The sequence below is a fragment of the Hahella sp. HNIBRBA332 genome, assembly GCF_030719035.1.
Taxonomy (GTDB): domain Bacteria; phylum Pseudomonadota; class Gammaproteobacteria; order Pseudomonadales; family Oleiphilaceae; genus Hahella.
On the sequence record NZ_CP132203.1, the window covers coordinates 1065390 to 1080137 of the forward strand.

A 14748-nucleotide genomic window follows, 5' to 3' on the forward strand; every position below is an offset into this window, starting at 1 on the left:
TGCGCGCTTATGAAAAAGCCTGGTATTCCGGAATTGGTAGATCCCTATAAATTGTGTGAGAAAGAACTCACGCATGAGGGGGTCATTTTGGCTAAAACACTCCCCAGATATGCGGATCAGCTGGCGGGTGGCGCAACTGACGAAGATCAGATTGAAGCGTCTGCCCGTTTTAGGCGTGATGAGCAGGGCTCCAGAGTGGCATGCGTTGCATATTCTACTTTGGCGAGATTGACCTGCCAGCGTTGCTTGGGAGAAGTTAGGCTGAAAATTAACGGTGAAACTACATTCGCCTTTTTAAGTTCCGAATCTGAGTTAGATCAGTTACCGCGTTCCTACGAGCCAGTGCTTATGGAAGGGAGCGAGGTTAACCTGCTCCAGGCAATTGAAGACGAGCTGCTGCTGAGTTTGCCCATGTTCGCATATCATGAAGATGAGCACTGTAGCGGCGAGTTAAATGAAATTAAGGGGCAGGCGTCCGAGACAAAGGCTGATAATCCTTTCTCGGTGCTGGGCGACCTGTTAAAAAAGTAGACCTGTTTTATTAGTTTTAGCGAAAGAGCTAGCTCAGGAGAATTGCAATGGCTGTTCAACAGAATCGTAAATCCCGTTCACGTCGCGGCATGCGTCGTTCACATGATGCATTGTCTTCAGCGGCGTTGTCCATCGACCCGACTACTGGCGAAAAGCATCGTCGTCACCACGTTACTCCAGATGGATTCTATCGTGGCAAGAAAGTGGTTGAGGTTTCTCAGGACTAAGAAGCCCTGTCTTGGAACGCAATATAACAGTTGCGGTCGATACGATGAGTGGGGACTTCGGTCCCTCCATCGTGATTCCTGCTGCATTAAAATGCATCAAAAATAATCCCTTCGTAAGTTTGATTTTGGTTGGCGATGAAGCTGAGCTGAGAAGCCTGCTTCGCAATCAGCCTAGCTCTCCCCGTATCTCAATTGTTCATGCTCCTGATGTTGTCCGAATGGATGATCGTCCCAGTCATGCGCTCAGGAAAAAGCAGCAGTCCTCTATGGCTGTGGCGTTATCACTGGTGCGGCAAAAGGCTGCTCATGCTTGTGTGAGTGCGGGTAATACTGGCGCCTTGATGTTGTTGGCCAGATCAATTCTGAAAACGCACCCTGGGGTGGATCGTCCCGCCATTGTGAAGCGCATCCCGTCGCCTAAAAATCGCTGTTATGTATTGGATTTGGGCGCCAACGTTGATTGTACGGCTGAGCATTTGTACCAGTTCGCCCTTATGGGGTCTGCTTTGGTTGAGGCGTTAGAGGGCAAGCCTGAGCCGAGGGTGGCGCTTCTGAATGTGGGGGAAGAGGAAATCAAGGGGAATGAGCAGGTGCGCTTGGCTTCGCGCATGCTGGCGGAGTGTGAGTCAGTTAACTACATTGGCTATGTAGAAGGTGGGGACATATTTAAAACCATTGCTGATGTGGTGGTGTGTGACGGCTTTGTCGGCAATGTCGCTCTGAAAGCTGGCGAAGGGGTGGTGGAGCTGATGATCGGTATGGTCAAGAGTGTGTTCAATCGTAACTGGTACAGTCGTTTGGTTGGATATGCGGCGTTGCCAATGTTGCGTAAGTTGCGCGACTTGGTGGATCCGTCCCGTCACAACGGTGCAAGTCTAATTGGGCTTCAGGCGACTGTGATTAAAAGTCATGGCAATGCGCGGGAGACGGGGTTCCTTAGTGCGCTGGAGCAGGCTATTTTTGAGGCGCAGAAAGGTGTGCCAGAGATGATAAACGCCCGCCTTGATGAGCTTATATGACGCTCTGATGCAAGTTGTAATACAACTTTGATCTAATTACTCCGTTTAACTGTATTTGAGTATTCTAAGCCGATGAACACTGCTATCTTATTTCCAGGGCAAGGGGCGCAAAGCATTGGGATGTTATCTGATCTCAATCAGGCGTTTCCATCAATTGCCGAAACATTTCAGGAGGCGTCCGACGCCTTGGGTTATGACCTCTGGTCTTTGACTCAAAACGGACCCGAAGATCAACTCAACAAAACTGAAATTACGCAACCTGCTATCCTGACCGCCAGTATAGCTCTATGGCGGCTATATCATCAGCAGAAAGCGAACCCCTCCATCTCTTTTATGGCGGGTCACAGTCTTGGTGAATATAGCGCTTTGGTCGCCGCTGGCGTCATCGGTCTGCAAGATGGCGTGAAGCTGGTTCAGTTGCGTGGCCAACTTATGCAGAAGTCTGTCGAAGGGCAGGCGACGGCGATGGCGGCGATTCTGGGGTTGGATGACCAAGCCGTGATTGACGGTTGTCGCGAAGTGGCTGTTGGAGAGTGCGTTGAGGCTGTGAATTTCAACTGCCCGGGACAAGTGGTTATAGCAGGAGTGGAGCCTGCTGTAGAAAGGGCTATTGTGGCGCTTAAGGAGAAGGGTGCGAAGCGCGCTTTGAAATTGGCTGTGAGCGTGCCGTCCCATTGCGCGTTGATGAAGCCTGCGGCGGAGAAGCTGGCGGAGCATATCGGCGCTATGTCGTTTAACAAGCCGTCTACTCCAATTGTCCAGAATGTGGGGGCGAGGTCTGTCGATGATCTTGCTGAACTCAAAGACAATCTGATCAAACAATTATTTTCTCCTGTGTTGTGGACGCAGAGCGTTCAATATATCAGCGAGAAGGGCGTGGACAGCTATGTAGAGTGCGGTCCAGGCAAAGTCTTGGCGGGTCTGGTTAAGAAGATTGATCGCGCCGCTTCCATTCAATCGCTATCAGACGCAGAAGTCTGGAACGCGTTATAGAAGGACTCCCATAATGGATAAAGTAGCCTTGGTGACTGGTGCTTCCAGAGGTATCGGCAGCGCCATTGCGGACTCGTTGGCGAAAGCGGGTTATATCACAATTGGTACGGCCACCTCTGAATCCGGTGCGGCGGCGATTACCGAGCGCCTGAGCGCTATCGGTAAGGGGGCGGGCAAAGTGCTGGACGTGGCTTCAGATGAATCCATTGCTCAGTGCCTCAAGTCAATTGAAGAAGAATTTGGCGCTCCGGCTGTGTTGATAAATAATGCAGGCATTACCCGGGATACCTTGATCATGCGCATGAAAGACGAAGATTGGGATCAAGTGGTTCAAACCAACTTGAGCTCGGTTTTTCGCATGAGCAAGCTGGTGGTGAAAAGCATGATGAAGGCGCGTTGGGGTCGAATTATTAACATTAGCTCTGTGGTCGCCTCAATGGGGAATGCGGGGCAAGTTAACTATGCCGCCGCCAAAGCGGGGATTGAAGGATTTACGCGCTCCCTTGCAAAAGAAATTGGCGCCAGAGGGATTACGGTTAATGCGATTGCGCCTGGTTTTATCGAGACAGATATGACCAGTGAATTGCCTGAAGCCCAGAAAGAGGCCTTGCTGAGCGCTATTCCTTTGCAGCGCCTTGGTAAGCCATCCGAAATTGCTGAAGTGGCTTCATTTTTGGTTTCTGACGCCGCCGGCTATATTACCGGTGAGACCATCCATGTAAACGGCGGCATGTATATGGGTTAAGTTTGCGCCGCCGCGCTATGCGGTGCGTGAACTTTAGCTTGATTAATTAAATAGGGTTCAACTAGACTAGCACGCGATTAAGTGCTTGGTTATGAAATAAGAGTGAGGAAATTATGAGTACTGTCGAAGAGCGCGTTAAGAAGATTGTTTGTGAGCAGTTGGGAGTTAAAGAGGGCGACGTTCAACTGACTTCCAAGTTCGTTGAAGATCTCGGTGCTGACTCTCTGGATACTGTGGAGCTGGTAATGGCGCTTGAAGAAGAATTCGAGACCGAAATCCCAGACGAAGAAGCAGAGAAGATCACAACTGTTCAAGACGCTATCGACTACATCTTGGCTAATCAATAAGAAGTAACCTTCTCAGACCAAGCCGAAGAACCGCTCGCAGGTAGACCTTGCGGGCGGTTTTTTGCTTTTAGGGTTTGTGATTTTTTTTGGGTTGATGCGTGTATCTGTTAAACGGCGAAAAAGCGGATCATATATCGATCACCGATCGGGGGTTGGCCTACGGGGACGGTCTCTTCGAGACTATTCTTGTGGTAAATGGTCAGCCTGTTTTATGGGATGAGCACTTGGCGCGTTTGCGGATGGGGTGTGAGCGATTGCGAATACCTTATGACGTAGATGGCGTTTCTTTGCTGGCGAGATTGGATGATCTGCTTGCAGAGAGTAAAGGTATGAGCTTCAAGTGTGTGTTGAAGATTGTATTGACCCGAGGAAGTGGCGGAAGAGGGTATGCGCTGCCCGAGAGGCAGTGTCCGGTGGAGATACTGGGCCTGTTTGCTGCGCCAGATGTCGTTTCGATTCAAGCGCATGGCGGCAGCGTACGGAGCCTAAAATCGCAGACTGTGGAATATGGCGCATACGCGGGGCTGAAGCATCTTAATCGCCTTGAGCAGGTGTTGGCGTCCATTGAGCTTGATGGGCAGGCGTTCGAAGGATTGATGTTTGATGCTTCCGGGCGTTTAGTTGAGGGAACTCGAACGAATATTTTTCTCTGGGATGAGGAGAAAATCTTTACGCCAACGCTGGCGAAATCGGGGGTGAAGGGTGTGCTGAGACAATATATCCTTAACAATGCTCCTGAGTGGGGTTTGCATATTGATGAGGCGAATATTACTCGGGCAGAATTGAGGGAAATCAAGGGGATGGCTTTAGTCAACAGCGTGATGGGGGTTATCCCAGTTAATCAATTAGATGGTAAATTACTGAATATCAACTGTGTCATCAAAGAACTCCAAGAAAAAGTCCACCAAAAAATCCCGTTTTAGCCTGAGAAAGTTCGTTCTCAAGACCCTTCTTGCTGTATTTCTTCTCTCATCAGCAGTTGTCGCCGGCGCATACTATTACGGGCGTTATTTGTTATCGCAGCCTTTGCCAGTCGCTGCCACCACCACGATTGAAGTCAAGCGTGGCGATTCTTTGCGGAAAGTCGCCGATCGGATGGCTGAGGAGGGGGTGCTGGAAAACGCGGAATGGTTTTATTGGTACGGCCGTCTGAGCAGAAAAGATAAGCAGCTGGTAGCTGGCGAGTATTTACTTGAGCCTGGTAAAAACTCCATTGAACTATTCGCTTTGCTGACTTCCGGGAATACTCTGAATTATGCGCTCACCATCATTGAAGGTTGGAATCTGAAGGATGTGCTGCGTGAGTTGGATAATCATCCGAAACTGGAAAAAACCATTGGTACACAAGATCCTGCGCAGCTCGCCAAATTGCTGGGCATGAACTATTCACATGCAGAAGGTCTTCTGTTTCCTGATACCTATTTTTATAAGAAGGGGACCCGCGACATAGATCTGCTGACTACGGCTCATCGTCGGATGGTCCGTATTTTGGAGGATGAATGGTCTCGCAAGAGCGCCTGGAGTGCGGCGGCGACTCCCTACGAGGCGCTGGTGCTGGCTTCGATCGTCGAAAAAGAAACTAGTGTGGACAGTGAGCGAGGACGTATCTCAGGAGTGTTCACTTTGCGGCTGGAGAAAGGGATGCGTCTGCAGACAGACCCCACTGTGATCTATGGTATGGGGGATAAATACGAAGGTAATCTACGGCGAAAAGATTTGCGCGAAGCGACGGCATACAATACCTATGTCATAAAAGGTTTGCCGCCAACGCCGATCGCTATGCCTGGGCGCGCTTCCATTCATGCGGCGTTACACCCAGAGATAACGGGGGATCTGTACTTTGTGGCGCGCGGCGACGGTACTCATGAGTTTTCTAAAACGCATGATGCGCATGTAAGAGCAGTCAGAAAGTATCAGCTACGCCGCAGAGAGGACTATCGCTCAACGCAGTGATCGAGTGTTGATGCTGTGCGTGCTACATTGGGTTTAAGTTCGGGTGTTTTAATGGGTGCAAATGTTGAAGAAAGGGTTGTTTATTACCGTTGAAGGTATTGAGGGGGCGGGTAAGACCACTAATCTCAACTTCATTCGTTCTATTTTAGAGGGGAAGGGCGAGGGGGTGGTTATGACTCGGGAGCCGGGTGGTACGCCGATGGCGGAGGAGGTCAGAGAGCTGTTGTTGCGTCCCCGTGAAGAATCCGTCTCGTCCACGGCTGAGCTGCTGCTCATGTTCGCTGCGAGAGCTCAGCACTTAGAGCAAAAGATTCGGCCAGCTATTGATCGGGGTGTGCATGTGTTGAGCGACCGATTTACCGATGCAACCTATGCTTATCAAGGTGGGGGGCGTGGTTTGTCCTGGGAAATGATTCACGACCTCGAAAAGATTGTACAGGCGGACTTCAAGCCGGATCTAACTTTGCTATTGCGTATTGATCCTGAGGTGGGGATGACAAGGGCAAGAAAGCGGGGGGCTTTGGACCGTTTTGAGCGGGAGAAGCAGGAGTTTTATTCCCGTGTTCAGGATGGTTATATGAAGAGAGTGGCCGAAGATCCGAAGCGCTTTCTGGTCGTGGATGCGCAACAGTCGTTGGAAGATGTGCAAGCGGCGATCGCTGAGGGATTGGCGGCGAAGCTGGCTGATTAGCAACTACGGGCTTGAGCTTTGAGTGGTAAAAGAACGCCCCGCATTTGCGGGGCGTTTTGTTTTAGGCCTCAGCTTTCGCGTTGGCTGCTTTCTCTGTGTATGCGTCCATTTTGTCGAAATTCAGGTAGCGGTAAATTTCGCCAGCCATGCTGTCGATATTCTTCGCATAATCCATGTACTCTTCAACAGAAGGCAGGCGACCCAATACTGCGCCGACAGCCGCCAGTTCCGCGGAAGTCAGGTAGACATTGGCTCCATCGCCCAAACGGTTGGGGAAGTTACGAGTGGATGTAGACAGTACGGTTACGCCGGGAGCTACGCGAGCCTGGTTGCCCATGCAGAGGGAGCAGCCTGGCATTTCTGTGCGCACGCCATTGCGTCCGTAAATGTTGTAGTAACCTTCTTCCATCAGCTGCGCCTGATCCATTTTGGTGGGCGGGGACATCCAGAATCGGGTTTTTAGCGCGTCTTTGTTTTGCTCCAGCAGTTTACCAGCGGCGCGGAAATGACCAATGTTGGTCATACAAGAGCCGATGAATACTTCATCAACTTTGTCGCCTGCCACTTCCGACAGCTTCTTGGCGTCGTCTGGATCGTTCGGGCAGCAAACGATAGGCTCTTTGATTTCGTCCATGTCAATTTCGATAACCGCTGCATACTCAGCGTCGGAGTCAGCGCGCATCAGGCTTGGGTTGGCCAGCCATTCTTCCATGGCTTTGGCGCGGCGCTCGATGGTGCGAACGTCTCCGTAGCCTTCAGCAATCATCCAGCGCAGCATAACAATGTTGGAGCGCAGGTATTCGGCGACTGAATCTTCAGACAGGGTGATAGTACAGCCTGCTGCGGAACGCTCTGCTGATGCGTCGGAAAGCTCGAACGCTTGCTCGACAGTCAGGCTTTCCAGACCTTCGATTTCCAGTACGCGACCAGAGAAAATGTTTTTCTTCCCTTTCTTTTCAACGGTCAGCAGGCCTTGCTGAATTGCGTAATAGGGGATGGCGTGAACCAAGTCGCGCAGCGTGATGCCGGACTGCATTTTGCCCTTAAAGCGAACCAGTACTGACTCAGGCATGTCCAGAGGCATCACGCCAGTGGCGGCGGCGAAAGCGACCAGGCCTGATCCTGCTGGGAAAGAGATGCCCATGGGGAAGCGAGTGTGGGAGTCGCCGCCGGTGCCAACGGTGTCGGGCAGCAGCATACGGTTCAGCCAGCTGTGAATGATGCCGTCGCCGGGGCGCAGCGCCACGCCGCCGCGGTTCATGATGAAGTCTGGCAGAGAGTGTTGCATTTCTACGTCAACCGGCTTGGGATAAGCGGCGGTGTGACAGAATGACTGCATAACCAGGTCAGCAGAGAAGCCCAGGCACGCCAAGTCTTTCAGCTCGTCGCGAGTCATCGGTCCGGTGGTGTCCTGAGAGCCGACGGTGGTCATGCGAGGTTCGCAGTATTGACCGGGGCGAATACCTTCAACGCCACAGGCTTTTCCGACCATTTTCTGGGCCAGGGTGAAGCCTTTGCCGGAGTCGCTGGCGGCTTGTGGGCGGCGGAATACGTCGGATGGCGTTAGGCCCATAGCTTCGCGAGCTTTATCGGTCAGGCCGCGGCCGATAATCAGAGGAATACGTCCACCTGCGCGAACTTCGTCCAGCAGTACGTCTGATTTCAGTTCGAATTCACCGATGACTTCGCCGGTTTCGTGATTCTTAACCTTGCCTTCGAATGGCAGGATTTCGATTACGTCGCCCATGTTCATCTGGGATACGTCACATTCAAAAGGTAGAGCGCCGGCATCTTCCATTGTGTTGAAGAAGATAGGGGCGATCTTTCCACCGATACAGATGCCGCCGGTGCGCTTGTTGGGCACGCCTGGCATGTCGCGGCCAATGTACCAAAGTACGGAGTTGGTGGCGGACTTTCTGGAGGAGCCTGTGCCGACTACGTCGCCGACGAAAGCGACTTCGTGGCCTTTCTTCTTCAGCTCTTCGATCTGCTGCTCGGCATTGGTGATGCCTTCGCGAGGCATTTTGTACATCGCTTTAGCGTGTAGAGGAATGTCCGGGCGCGACCAGGCGTCAGGAGCGGGAGAAAGGTCGTCGGTATTGGTCTCGCCTGTTACTTTGAAAACAGTAGCGATAATGCTCTTGGGCACTTCAGGCTTTTGCAGGAACCATTCTGCGTTAGCCCAGGATTCCATGACTGCTTTCGCGTTGGCGTTGCCTGCATCCGCTTTTTCTTTGATGTCGTGGAAAGTGTCGAAAACCAGAAGCGTAGACTTCAGTTGTTCTGCGGCGAGTTGTCCAAGAGAGGCGTCGTCCAGCAGTTCAACCAATGTGGAGATGTTGTAGCCGCCCTGCATCATGCCTAATAATTGAATGGCTTTTTCCTTGGAGATCAGGGGGGATTGGGCTTCGCCTTTAACGATGGCGGTGAGGAAGCCGGCTTTAACGTATGCCGCTTCATCAACACCGGGGGGCACGCGATTTTCCAACAAGTCTACTAGCGTTTCTTCCTCACCGGCTGGGGGGGCTTTCAGTAGCTCCACCAACCCTGCCATTTGCTCTGCGTTAAGTGGCTTGGGTGGGACGCCTAGTTCGGCTCGTTCTTCAACGTGTTTACGATATGCTTCTAGCACGGTAGAACCCTCATCATTTCCTGTATCCGCCCTTATGGGGCGGTGTTTTTGATTGGGCGAGAGGTTACTTCGCTCCATATATAAAGACGCAATATTCTATGCCAATGATAGTGCAAAGTTAAGCAAACGCCCTATCAGCCCGGTTGATAGTCGATATAAATTTGAAAAATGTAGCCATTGGTCGTAATAAACTTTCGTGAATGTAGGAGGGTGAGCGGCTCATTGAAAATGGCGTCGGTAATGAGTTGGAGTGGGCGGGGATATGGGAATTTCTGGTATACTGCGCGGCTCGAATTTTGACGATTATTTTTGACTTTAGTGCGGAAATTATAGTGGATATGTCTGTGTCGGCTCCTGAAGACATCGTTAGCTTTTTAGGGTGTGAAACGCCCGAGGCCTGGTTGCGTAAAGCTGCAGCGGAGCTGCCGTTATTGCTGGTGGATCATGCGCAATGTGAGAAGAAGGCGGCTTCTTCAGCATTGCAGTTGATGTTCAGATACCCTGAGGATATTGAGCTGTCGACTCGGATGTCGAAGCTTGCGCGGGAGGAACTGCGTCACTATGAGCAGGTAGTGAAGATCATGCAGGGCCGAAAAGTGTCTGATCGCAAGCAAACGGCGTCCCGTTATGCTTCTGCGTTGCGCGATTGCGTTCGTAAGGGGGAGCCGCACAGGTTGGTGGATATGTTGATCGTTGGCGCGTTTATAGAGGCGCGTTCCTGTGAGCGATTCGCTCGATTAATTCCATATTTGGATGAAGAGCTGGCTGTTTTTTATAGAGGCTTGCTTGAGTCGGAGGGGCGCCATTACAGAAGTTATCTGAAGCTGGCTAAAGAACGTTCTCCAGTCGATATAAAGGACAGGGTGGCTTATGTTCGTGGGGTGGAAGCTGATTTGATTTGTTCGCCCGATTCGGAGTTCCGTTTCCATAGCGGTGTTCCCGCTTGATGTGTTGAGGGCCTGACGCTGCCTGCGTCAGGCTATATCCTCGGCTTTCAGGTTCAGTAACTGGAAGCCGTCGGCGTCCGCTCGGCCATACCAGGTTTCCTCTCCCCAGTCGCCCAGAACAATGCGCTTCACTCTCCCTTGAGGCAAGTTGTAACGATGCGTGTCGGGGCGGTGGGTGTGACCGTGAATTAGCAGCTCAATCTGGTGGCTGTTGAAGGTGCTTATTACCTCGTCCTGAGCGACATCCATAATTTCTTCCGCTTTCCCTTGGTTCTTCGCCATGCTGATTTGGCGCATTTGGCGGGCGGTTAATTGGCGTTGATCCAGAGGGCGGGAGAGAAATTGCGACTGAAAGGCCGGGTTGCGAAATGTGGCGCGAGCCTTTTGGTAGGCGGCGTCCAGTGTGCAAAGCGAGTCGCCATGCATGAGTAATGATGGGACGCCATACAGGTCAAGCGCATGAGGGTCTTCCAACAAGGTGGCGCCACATTGCTTCGCATAGGCCTCCCCAATGAGGAAGTCGCGGTTGCCATGCATGAGATAGATATGCGTTCCGGCTTCTGCGAGGCTGTGCAGTCGCTGCGCCACCTCTACTTGCAGAGGGGACTGTTCATCGTCGCCTACCCAGACTTCGAAGAAGTCTCCGAGTATATACAGTGCGTCTGCATTCGGAGCTATTTTGTCCAGAAAGTTAAAGAAAAACCGGGTGAGCTCCGGTTTTTCCATTTCCAGGTGTAAATCGGAAATAAACAGCGTTGGCATGATTTATTCGACGATGGAGGCGGAAGTGATAATCACGTCCTCGGCTGGAACGTCCTGGTGTGCGCCTTTGTAAGTGGTGGCGACAGATTTGATTTGATTGACGACGTCCATGCCTTCGACGACTTTGCCGAATACTGCGTAACCCCAGCCTTCAGTGGTTTCCGATGTGAAGTCCAGAAATCCGTTATCCGCTACGTTAATAAAAAATTGAGCGCTGGCGGAATGAGGGTCCATAGTGCGGGCCATGGCGACGGAGCCTGTCATGTTGCTAAGGCCATTGTTGGCTTCATTTTTGATTGGCGCGCGGGCCTGCTTGGGGGCAAGTCCTGGCTCAAAGCCGCCACCCTGAATCATGAAATTGGAGATGACGCGGTGAAAGATAGTGCCGTCATAAAAGCCGTCGCGGACATATTGCTCGAAGTTTTTCGCTGTAATGGGCGCGTTTTCGTAGTCGAGCTCGATTTTGATGTCACCGAAGTTTGTCTGCAAAAGAATCATGTAGTTACCTTTTAAGGCTTTTGAACGGTTAAAACGTCATTTTAGCCAAAAAGCGGCGACCATTTCAGTAATTTGCGCTGCGACGAAGGTAAAGTTTCCCTATAATTGCCGGTTTATCCCCTGTGCGTATAATCCAGGGAATAACAAAAGCGAATTCTTTTGCAGGGCTGAGACGCAGCCTGAGCGCAATAATCATTGATGGTAGAGAAAGCATTTTTATGAGTGAAGGCGAGGCCATAAAGCCCAACTTTATTACCCAGATCATTGATAAAGATCTGGCGGCGAACAAGCATGGCGGCAAAGTGCATACCCGTTTTCCACCGGAACCGAATGGATATCTCCATATCGGTCATGCGAAGTCCATTTGTCTGAACTTTGGCGTTGCTGAAACCTACGCCAATGGCCGCTGCAATCTGCGCTTCGACGATACCAATCCTGAAAAAGAAAGCCAGGAATATATCGATTCGATTGCCACTGACGTCAAGTGGCTGGGATGCGAGTGGGAAGAGCCTATCAGACATGCTTCCTCATACTTTGATCAGTTATTTGAGTACGCCATTGAGCTGATTAATAAAGGCAAGGCTTATGTGTGTAGCCTGACGCCGGAAGAAATGACTGCATATCGCGGCTCACTGAAGGAGCCAGGCAAACCAAGTCCATACCGCGACCGGAGCGTTGAGGAAAACCTGGACCTGTTTCATCGTATGGCGAAAGGTGAGTTTGCGGATGGGGCGCATGTGCTGCGCGCTAAGATCGATATGGCGTCGCCTAACATCAATATGCGCGACCCGATTTTGTATCGCATTCGTCGCGCACACCATCATCAGACTGGCGATAAGTGGTGCGTGTACCCGATGTACGATTACACCCACCCAATTTCGGACGCCCTGGAAGGGATAACCCATTCTCTATGCACGCTGGAGTTTGAAGATCATCGCCCCCTGTATGACTGGGTGCTGGATAACATCAGTATTGATTGTCATCCGCAGCAAATTGAATTTGCGCGCTTAAATCTCAACTACACCGTCACCAGTAAGCGTAAGCTGAAGAAACTGGTGGACGAAAAGTATGTTGAAGGCTGGGATGATCCGCGCATGCCGACTCTGGCTGGGTTGCGTCGTCGCGGCTATACGCCTCGCTCAATTCGTAGCTTTTGTAACGCAATCGGCGTTACGCGTAGCGAAGGTGTGGTCGACGTAGCTATGCTGGAATTCGCGATCCGTGAAGACTTGAATGAGCGTGCGCCCAGAGCAATGTGTGTATTGCATCCGTTGAGGGTGGTGATTACTAACTATCCCGAAGGGCAGGTCGAGGAGTTGGTTGCCCCGGCGCATCCTCAAAATGAATCCATGGGGACGCGTACGGTGCCATTTGCGAAAGAGATCTATATCGATCAGGAAGATTTCCGGGAATCCGCTAACAAGCACTTCAAGCGTTTAGTGTTAGGGAAAGAGGTGCGCCTGCGTAACGCCTATGTGATTCGCTGCGATGAAGTGATCAAGAATGAAGCGGGTGAACCTGTTGAATTGCGCTGTGTCTATGATCCCGACACACTGGGCAAAGACCCTGAAGGACGTAAAGTTAAGGGAGTTATTCACTGGGTCGCTGCGGATCAGGCGGTGGACGTGGAAGTGCGGCTATATGATCGGCTGTTCAATCACGAAAGCCCGGATGCCCAGAAAGAAGTGGAATTTACGGAATTCCTGAATCCAGACTCACTGGTTGTCTTAAGTGGAGCCAAGGCTGAGGCGAGCTTGAGTCAGGCGAACTCTGAGATTCCTTACCAGTTTGAGCGGGAGGGGTATTTTTACCTTGACCCAATCAAGGCCGCCCAAGGGCGGCTGGTGTTTAATCGCACAGTCACGCTTCGTGACACTTGGGCGAAAATAGAGGCGAAGGGCGAATAAGTTCGCCTTGTCGCCGGAAGCAACGTTAACGGTAACATTAGGACTAATAGGTCGTGTTGAAGATATACAGTAGCCTTTCTCAGCAAAAAGAAGAGTTTAAACCCATTCAGGCCGGTAAGGTCGGTATCTACGTTTGCGGAATGACTGTATATGACTACTGTCACCTCGGGCATGCCCGGGTCCTGGTGTGTTTTGACATAATTACCCGTTACCTGCGCGCCAAGGGTTATGACGTTAACTATGTGCGCAACATTACCGATGTTGATGACAAGATCCTGAATCGGGCGCGTGATAACGGGGAGTCTGTTGATGCGCTGACGGCTCGTTTTATCGATGCTATGCATGAAGATGAGCGGGCGTTGGGCGTGCTGTCTCCTTCTGTGGAGCCCCGTGCGACGGGGCACATTGGCGAGATTATCGCTATGATTCAGCGTCTTGTGGATAAAGGGTATGCTTACCACGCGTCCAATGGCGATGTTTACTACGCCGTAGAGCAGTTTGCGGATTACGGTAAACTCAGCAAGCAGAAGCTGGATGAAATTCGCGCTGGAGCCAGAGTTGAAGTGGATGCGGAGAAGCGCAGCCCTGCGGATTTTGTGCTCTGGAAGGCGGCGAAGCCGGGTGAGTTGTCATGGAGTTCGCCATGGGGTGAGGGGCGTCCCGGTTGGCACATTGAGTGCTCTGCGATGTCTACGCAATGCTTGGGCGATACCTTTGATATCCATGGCGGCGGACCAGACCTTAAGTTCCCGCACCATGAAAATGAAATTGCCCAGTCGGAAGCCGCTACGGGTTGTAAGTATGTTAATTATTGGATGCATGCTGGTGCGGTAAGAGTTAACAAGGAAAAGATGTCCAAGTCTTTGGGTAACTTTTTCACAATTCGAGAAATTCTAGATAAGTATCCGGCGGAAGTTGTTCGGTACTTTTTGGTCTCTAGTCATTACAGAAGCGCGATTGATTATTCTGATCTCGCCTTGAACGAGGCGTGGAGTGGGTTGGAGCGATTGTACAACACTATCCGTGAACTCTACGGAGAGCTAGAAAGCGCTCATGCGGATGAGGAGGCGACCAGGGAGTACCAGGGGCGCTTCTACCAGGCGATGGACGATGACTTCAATACTTCCTCCGCTGTAGCTGTGTTGTTTGATATGGCGAAAGCGATAAACGTGGCGAAAAAGGAAGATCGCGCCAAGGCGTTATCGCTGGCGAAAGGCATGGTTAATTTGGCTGAGGTGCTTGGCCTGCTCCAGGCTAACCCTGAATCACTGATGCAGGGGGAGAGTGAAGAGGTTGGAGGGCTGAGCGTGGCCGAAATTGAAGATTATATTGCCCAGCGCAATGCGGCTCGCGCTAATAAGGACTTTGCTGAGTCTGACCGCATTAGAGACTTGCTCAAGGATAAAGGCATATTGCTTAACGACTCGCGCGAAGGTACAACCTGGCAGAGAGCATGACGTAAGTATATAAATAACAAAAAAGCCCCGGCCATTTGT

The 14748-nt window shown here is 51.4% G+C and carries 15 protein-coding genes; 12 read left to right on the forward strand and 3 right to left on the reverse strand.

The annotated features are described in order from the left end of the window. Positions 1-9: 9 nt before the first annotated feature. The 9 genes from O5O45_RS04980 to tmk all read left to right on the forward strand — a co-directional run bounded on the left by O5O45_RS04980 (position 10) and on the right by tmk (position 6506). The gene (locus O5O45_RS04980) at positions 10-531 is read left to right on the forward strand and encodes a YceD family protein (RefSeq protein WP_305904157.1); all 522 of its coding nucleotides are present in this window, start codon (positions 10-12) and stop codon (positions 529-531) included. Positions 532-578: 47 nt separating this feature from the next. After that, positions 579-758, forward strand: coding sequence for a 50S ribosomal protein L32 (rpmF, locus tag O5O45_RS04985; protein WP_011396041.1), 180 nt, complete (start codon positions 579-581; stop codon positions 756-758). Positions 759-769: 11 nt separating this feature from the next. Then, a complete protein-coding gene (plsX, locus tag O5O45_RS04990) occupies positions 770-1777 on the forward strand; it encodes a phosphate acyltransferase PlsX (protein ID WP_305904158.1) in 1008 nt (335 codons plus the stop codon). Positions 1778-1849: 72 nt separating this feature from the next. Further along, positions 1850-2770, forward strand: a complete 921-nt coding sequence (gene fabD, locus O5O45_RS04995) for an ACP S-malonyltransferase (RefSeq protein ID WP_305904159.1) — start codon at positions 1850-1852, stop codon at positions 2768-2770. 13 nt (positions 2771-2783) lie between these two features. After that, on the forward strand, positions 2784-3515 hold the full coding sequence (fabG, locus tag O5O45_RS05000; protein WP_305904160.1) for a 3-oxoacyl-ACP reductase FabG: 732 nt from the start codon (positions 2784-2786) through the stop codon (positions 3513-3515). A 113-nt stretch (positions 3516-3628) separates the two neighbouring features. Beyond that, positions 3629-3862, forward strand: a complete 234-nt coding sequence (acpP, locus tag O5O45_RS05005) for an acyl carrier protein (RefSeq protein ID WP_011396045.1) — start codon at positions 3629-3631, stop codon at positions 3860-3862. A gap of 98 nt (positions 3863-3960) precedes the next feature. Then, positions 3961-4785 carry an aminodeoxychorismate lyase gene (gene pabC, locus O5O45_RS05010; RefSeq protein ID WP_305904161.1) on the forward strand — a complete coding sequence of 275 codons (825 nt, stop codon included), beginning with the start codon at positions 3961-3963 and terminating at the stop codon, positions 4783-4785. Continuing rightward, positions 4736-5815 carry an endolytic transglycosylase MltG gene (gene mltG, locus O5O45_RS05015; protein WP_305904162.1) on the forward strand — a complete coding sequence of 360 codons (1080 nt, stop codon included), beginning with the start codon at positions 4736-4738 and terminating at the stop codon, positions 5813-5815. The genes pabC and mltG overlap by 50 nt, the downstream gene beginning before the upstream one ends. Positions 5816-5879: 64 nt before the next feature. Continuing rightward, entirely contained in the window at positions 5880-6506 is a 627-nt protein-coding gene (tmk, locus tag O5O45_RS05020) for a dTMP kinase (RefSeq protein WP_305906189.1), read from the forward strand. A 61-nt stretch (positions 6507-6567) separates the two neighbouring features. Here the strand turns inward: tmk and acnB are convergent, their stop codons facing one another. Next, positions 6568-9138: a bifunctional aconitate hydratase 2/2-methylisocitrate dehydratase gene (acnB, locus tag O5O45_RS05025; RefSeq protein ID WP_305904163.1), complete on the reverse strand. Its 2571-nt coding sequence runs from the start codon at positions 9136-9138 to the stop codon at positions 6568-6570. Positions 9139-9476: 338 nt separating this feature from the next. On the opposite strand from acnB, the gene O5O45_RS05030 reads away from it, so the two are divergent. After that, positions 9477-10085 carry a MiaE family protein gene (locus O5O45_RS05030; protein ID WP_305904164.1) on the forward strand — a complete coding sequence of 203 codons (609 nt, stop codon included), beginning with the start codon at positions 9477-9479 and terminating at the stop codon, positions 10083-10085. 27 nt (positions 10086-10112) lie between these two features. Here the strand turns inward: O5O45_RS05030 and O5O45_RS05035 are convergent, their stop codons facing one another. Both O5O45_RS05035 and O5O45_RS05040 read right to left on the reverse strand, forming a co-directional pair. Then, positions 10113-10847, reverse strand: a complete 735-nt coding sequence (locus tag O5O45_RS05035; RefSeq protein ID WP_305904165.1) for a UDP-2,3-diacylglucosamine diphosphatase — start codon at positions 10845-10847, stop codon at positions 10113-10115. Positions 10848-10850: 3 nt separating this feature from the next. Further along, positions 10851-11345, reverse strand: coding sequence for a peptidylprolyl isomerase (locus O5O45_RS05040; protein ID WP_305904166.1), 495 nt, complete (start codon positions 11343-11345; stop codon positions 10851-10853). Positions 11346-11563: 218 nt separating this feature from the next. Between O5O45_RS05040 and O5O45_RS05045 the strand changes: the two genes are divergently transcribed. After that, entirely contained in the window at positions 11564-13252 is a 1689-nt protein-coding gene (locus tag O5O45_RS05045; RefSeq protein WP_305904167.1) for a glutamine--tRNA ligase/YqeY domain fusion protein, read from the forward strand. Positions 13253-13305: 53 nt separating this feature from the next. Continuing rightward, on the forward strand, positions 13306-14709 hold the full coding sequence (gene cysS, locus O5O45_RS05050) for a cysteine--tRNA ligase (RefSeq protein WP_305904168.1): 1404 nt from the start codon (positions 13306-13308) through the stop codon (positions 14707-14709). The last annotated feature ends 39 nt before the right edge of the window (positions 14710-14748 follow it).

Excerpts from the sequence above, each read along its gene's own strand:
- O5O45_RS04980 (WP_305904157.1), top strand. The coding sequence starts at position 10 with ATGAAAAAGCCTGGTATTCCGGAATTGGTAGATCCCTATAAATTGTGT.
- rpmF (WP_011396041.1), top strand. The coding sequence starts at position 579 with ATGGCTGTTCAACAGAATCGTAAATCCCGTTCACGTCGCGGCATGCGT.
- fabD (WP_305904159.1), top strand. The coding sequence starts at position 1,850 with ATGAACACTGCTATCTTATTTCCAGGGCAAGGGGCGCAAAGCATTGGG.
- fabG (WP_305904160.1), top strand. The coding sequence starts at position 2,784 with ATGGATAAAGTAGCCTTGGTGACTGGTGCTTCCAGAGGTATCGGCAGC.
- acpP (WP_011396045.1), top strand. The coding sequence starts at position 3,629 with ATGAGTACTGTCGAAGAGCGCGTTAAGAAGATTGTTTGTGAGCAGTTG.
- O5O45_RS05030 (WP_305904164.1), top strand. The coding sequence starts at position 9,477 with ATGTCTGTGTCGGCTCCTGAAGACATCGTTAGCTTTTTAGGGTGTGAA.
- O5O45_RS05035 (WP_305904165.1), bottom strand. The coding sequence starts at position 10,847 with ATGCCAACGCTGTTTATTTCCGATTTACACCTGGAAATGGAAAAACCG.
- O5O45_RS05040 (WP_305904166.1), bottom strand. The coding sequence starts at position 11,345 with ATGATTCTTTTGCAGACAAACTTCGGTGACATCAAAATCGAGCTCGAC.
- O5O45_RS05045 (WP_305904167.1), top strand. The coding sequence starts at position 11,564 with ATGAGTGAAGGCGAGGCCATAAAGCCCAACTTTATTACCCAGATCATT.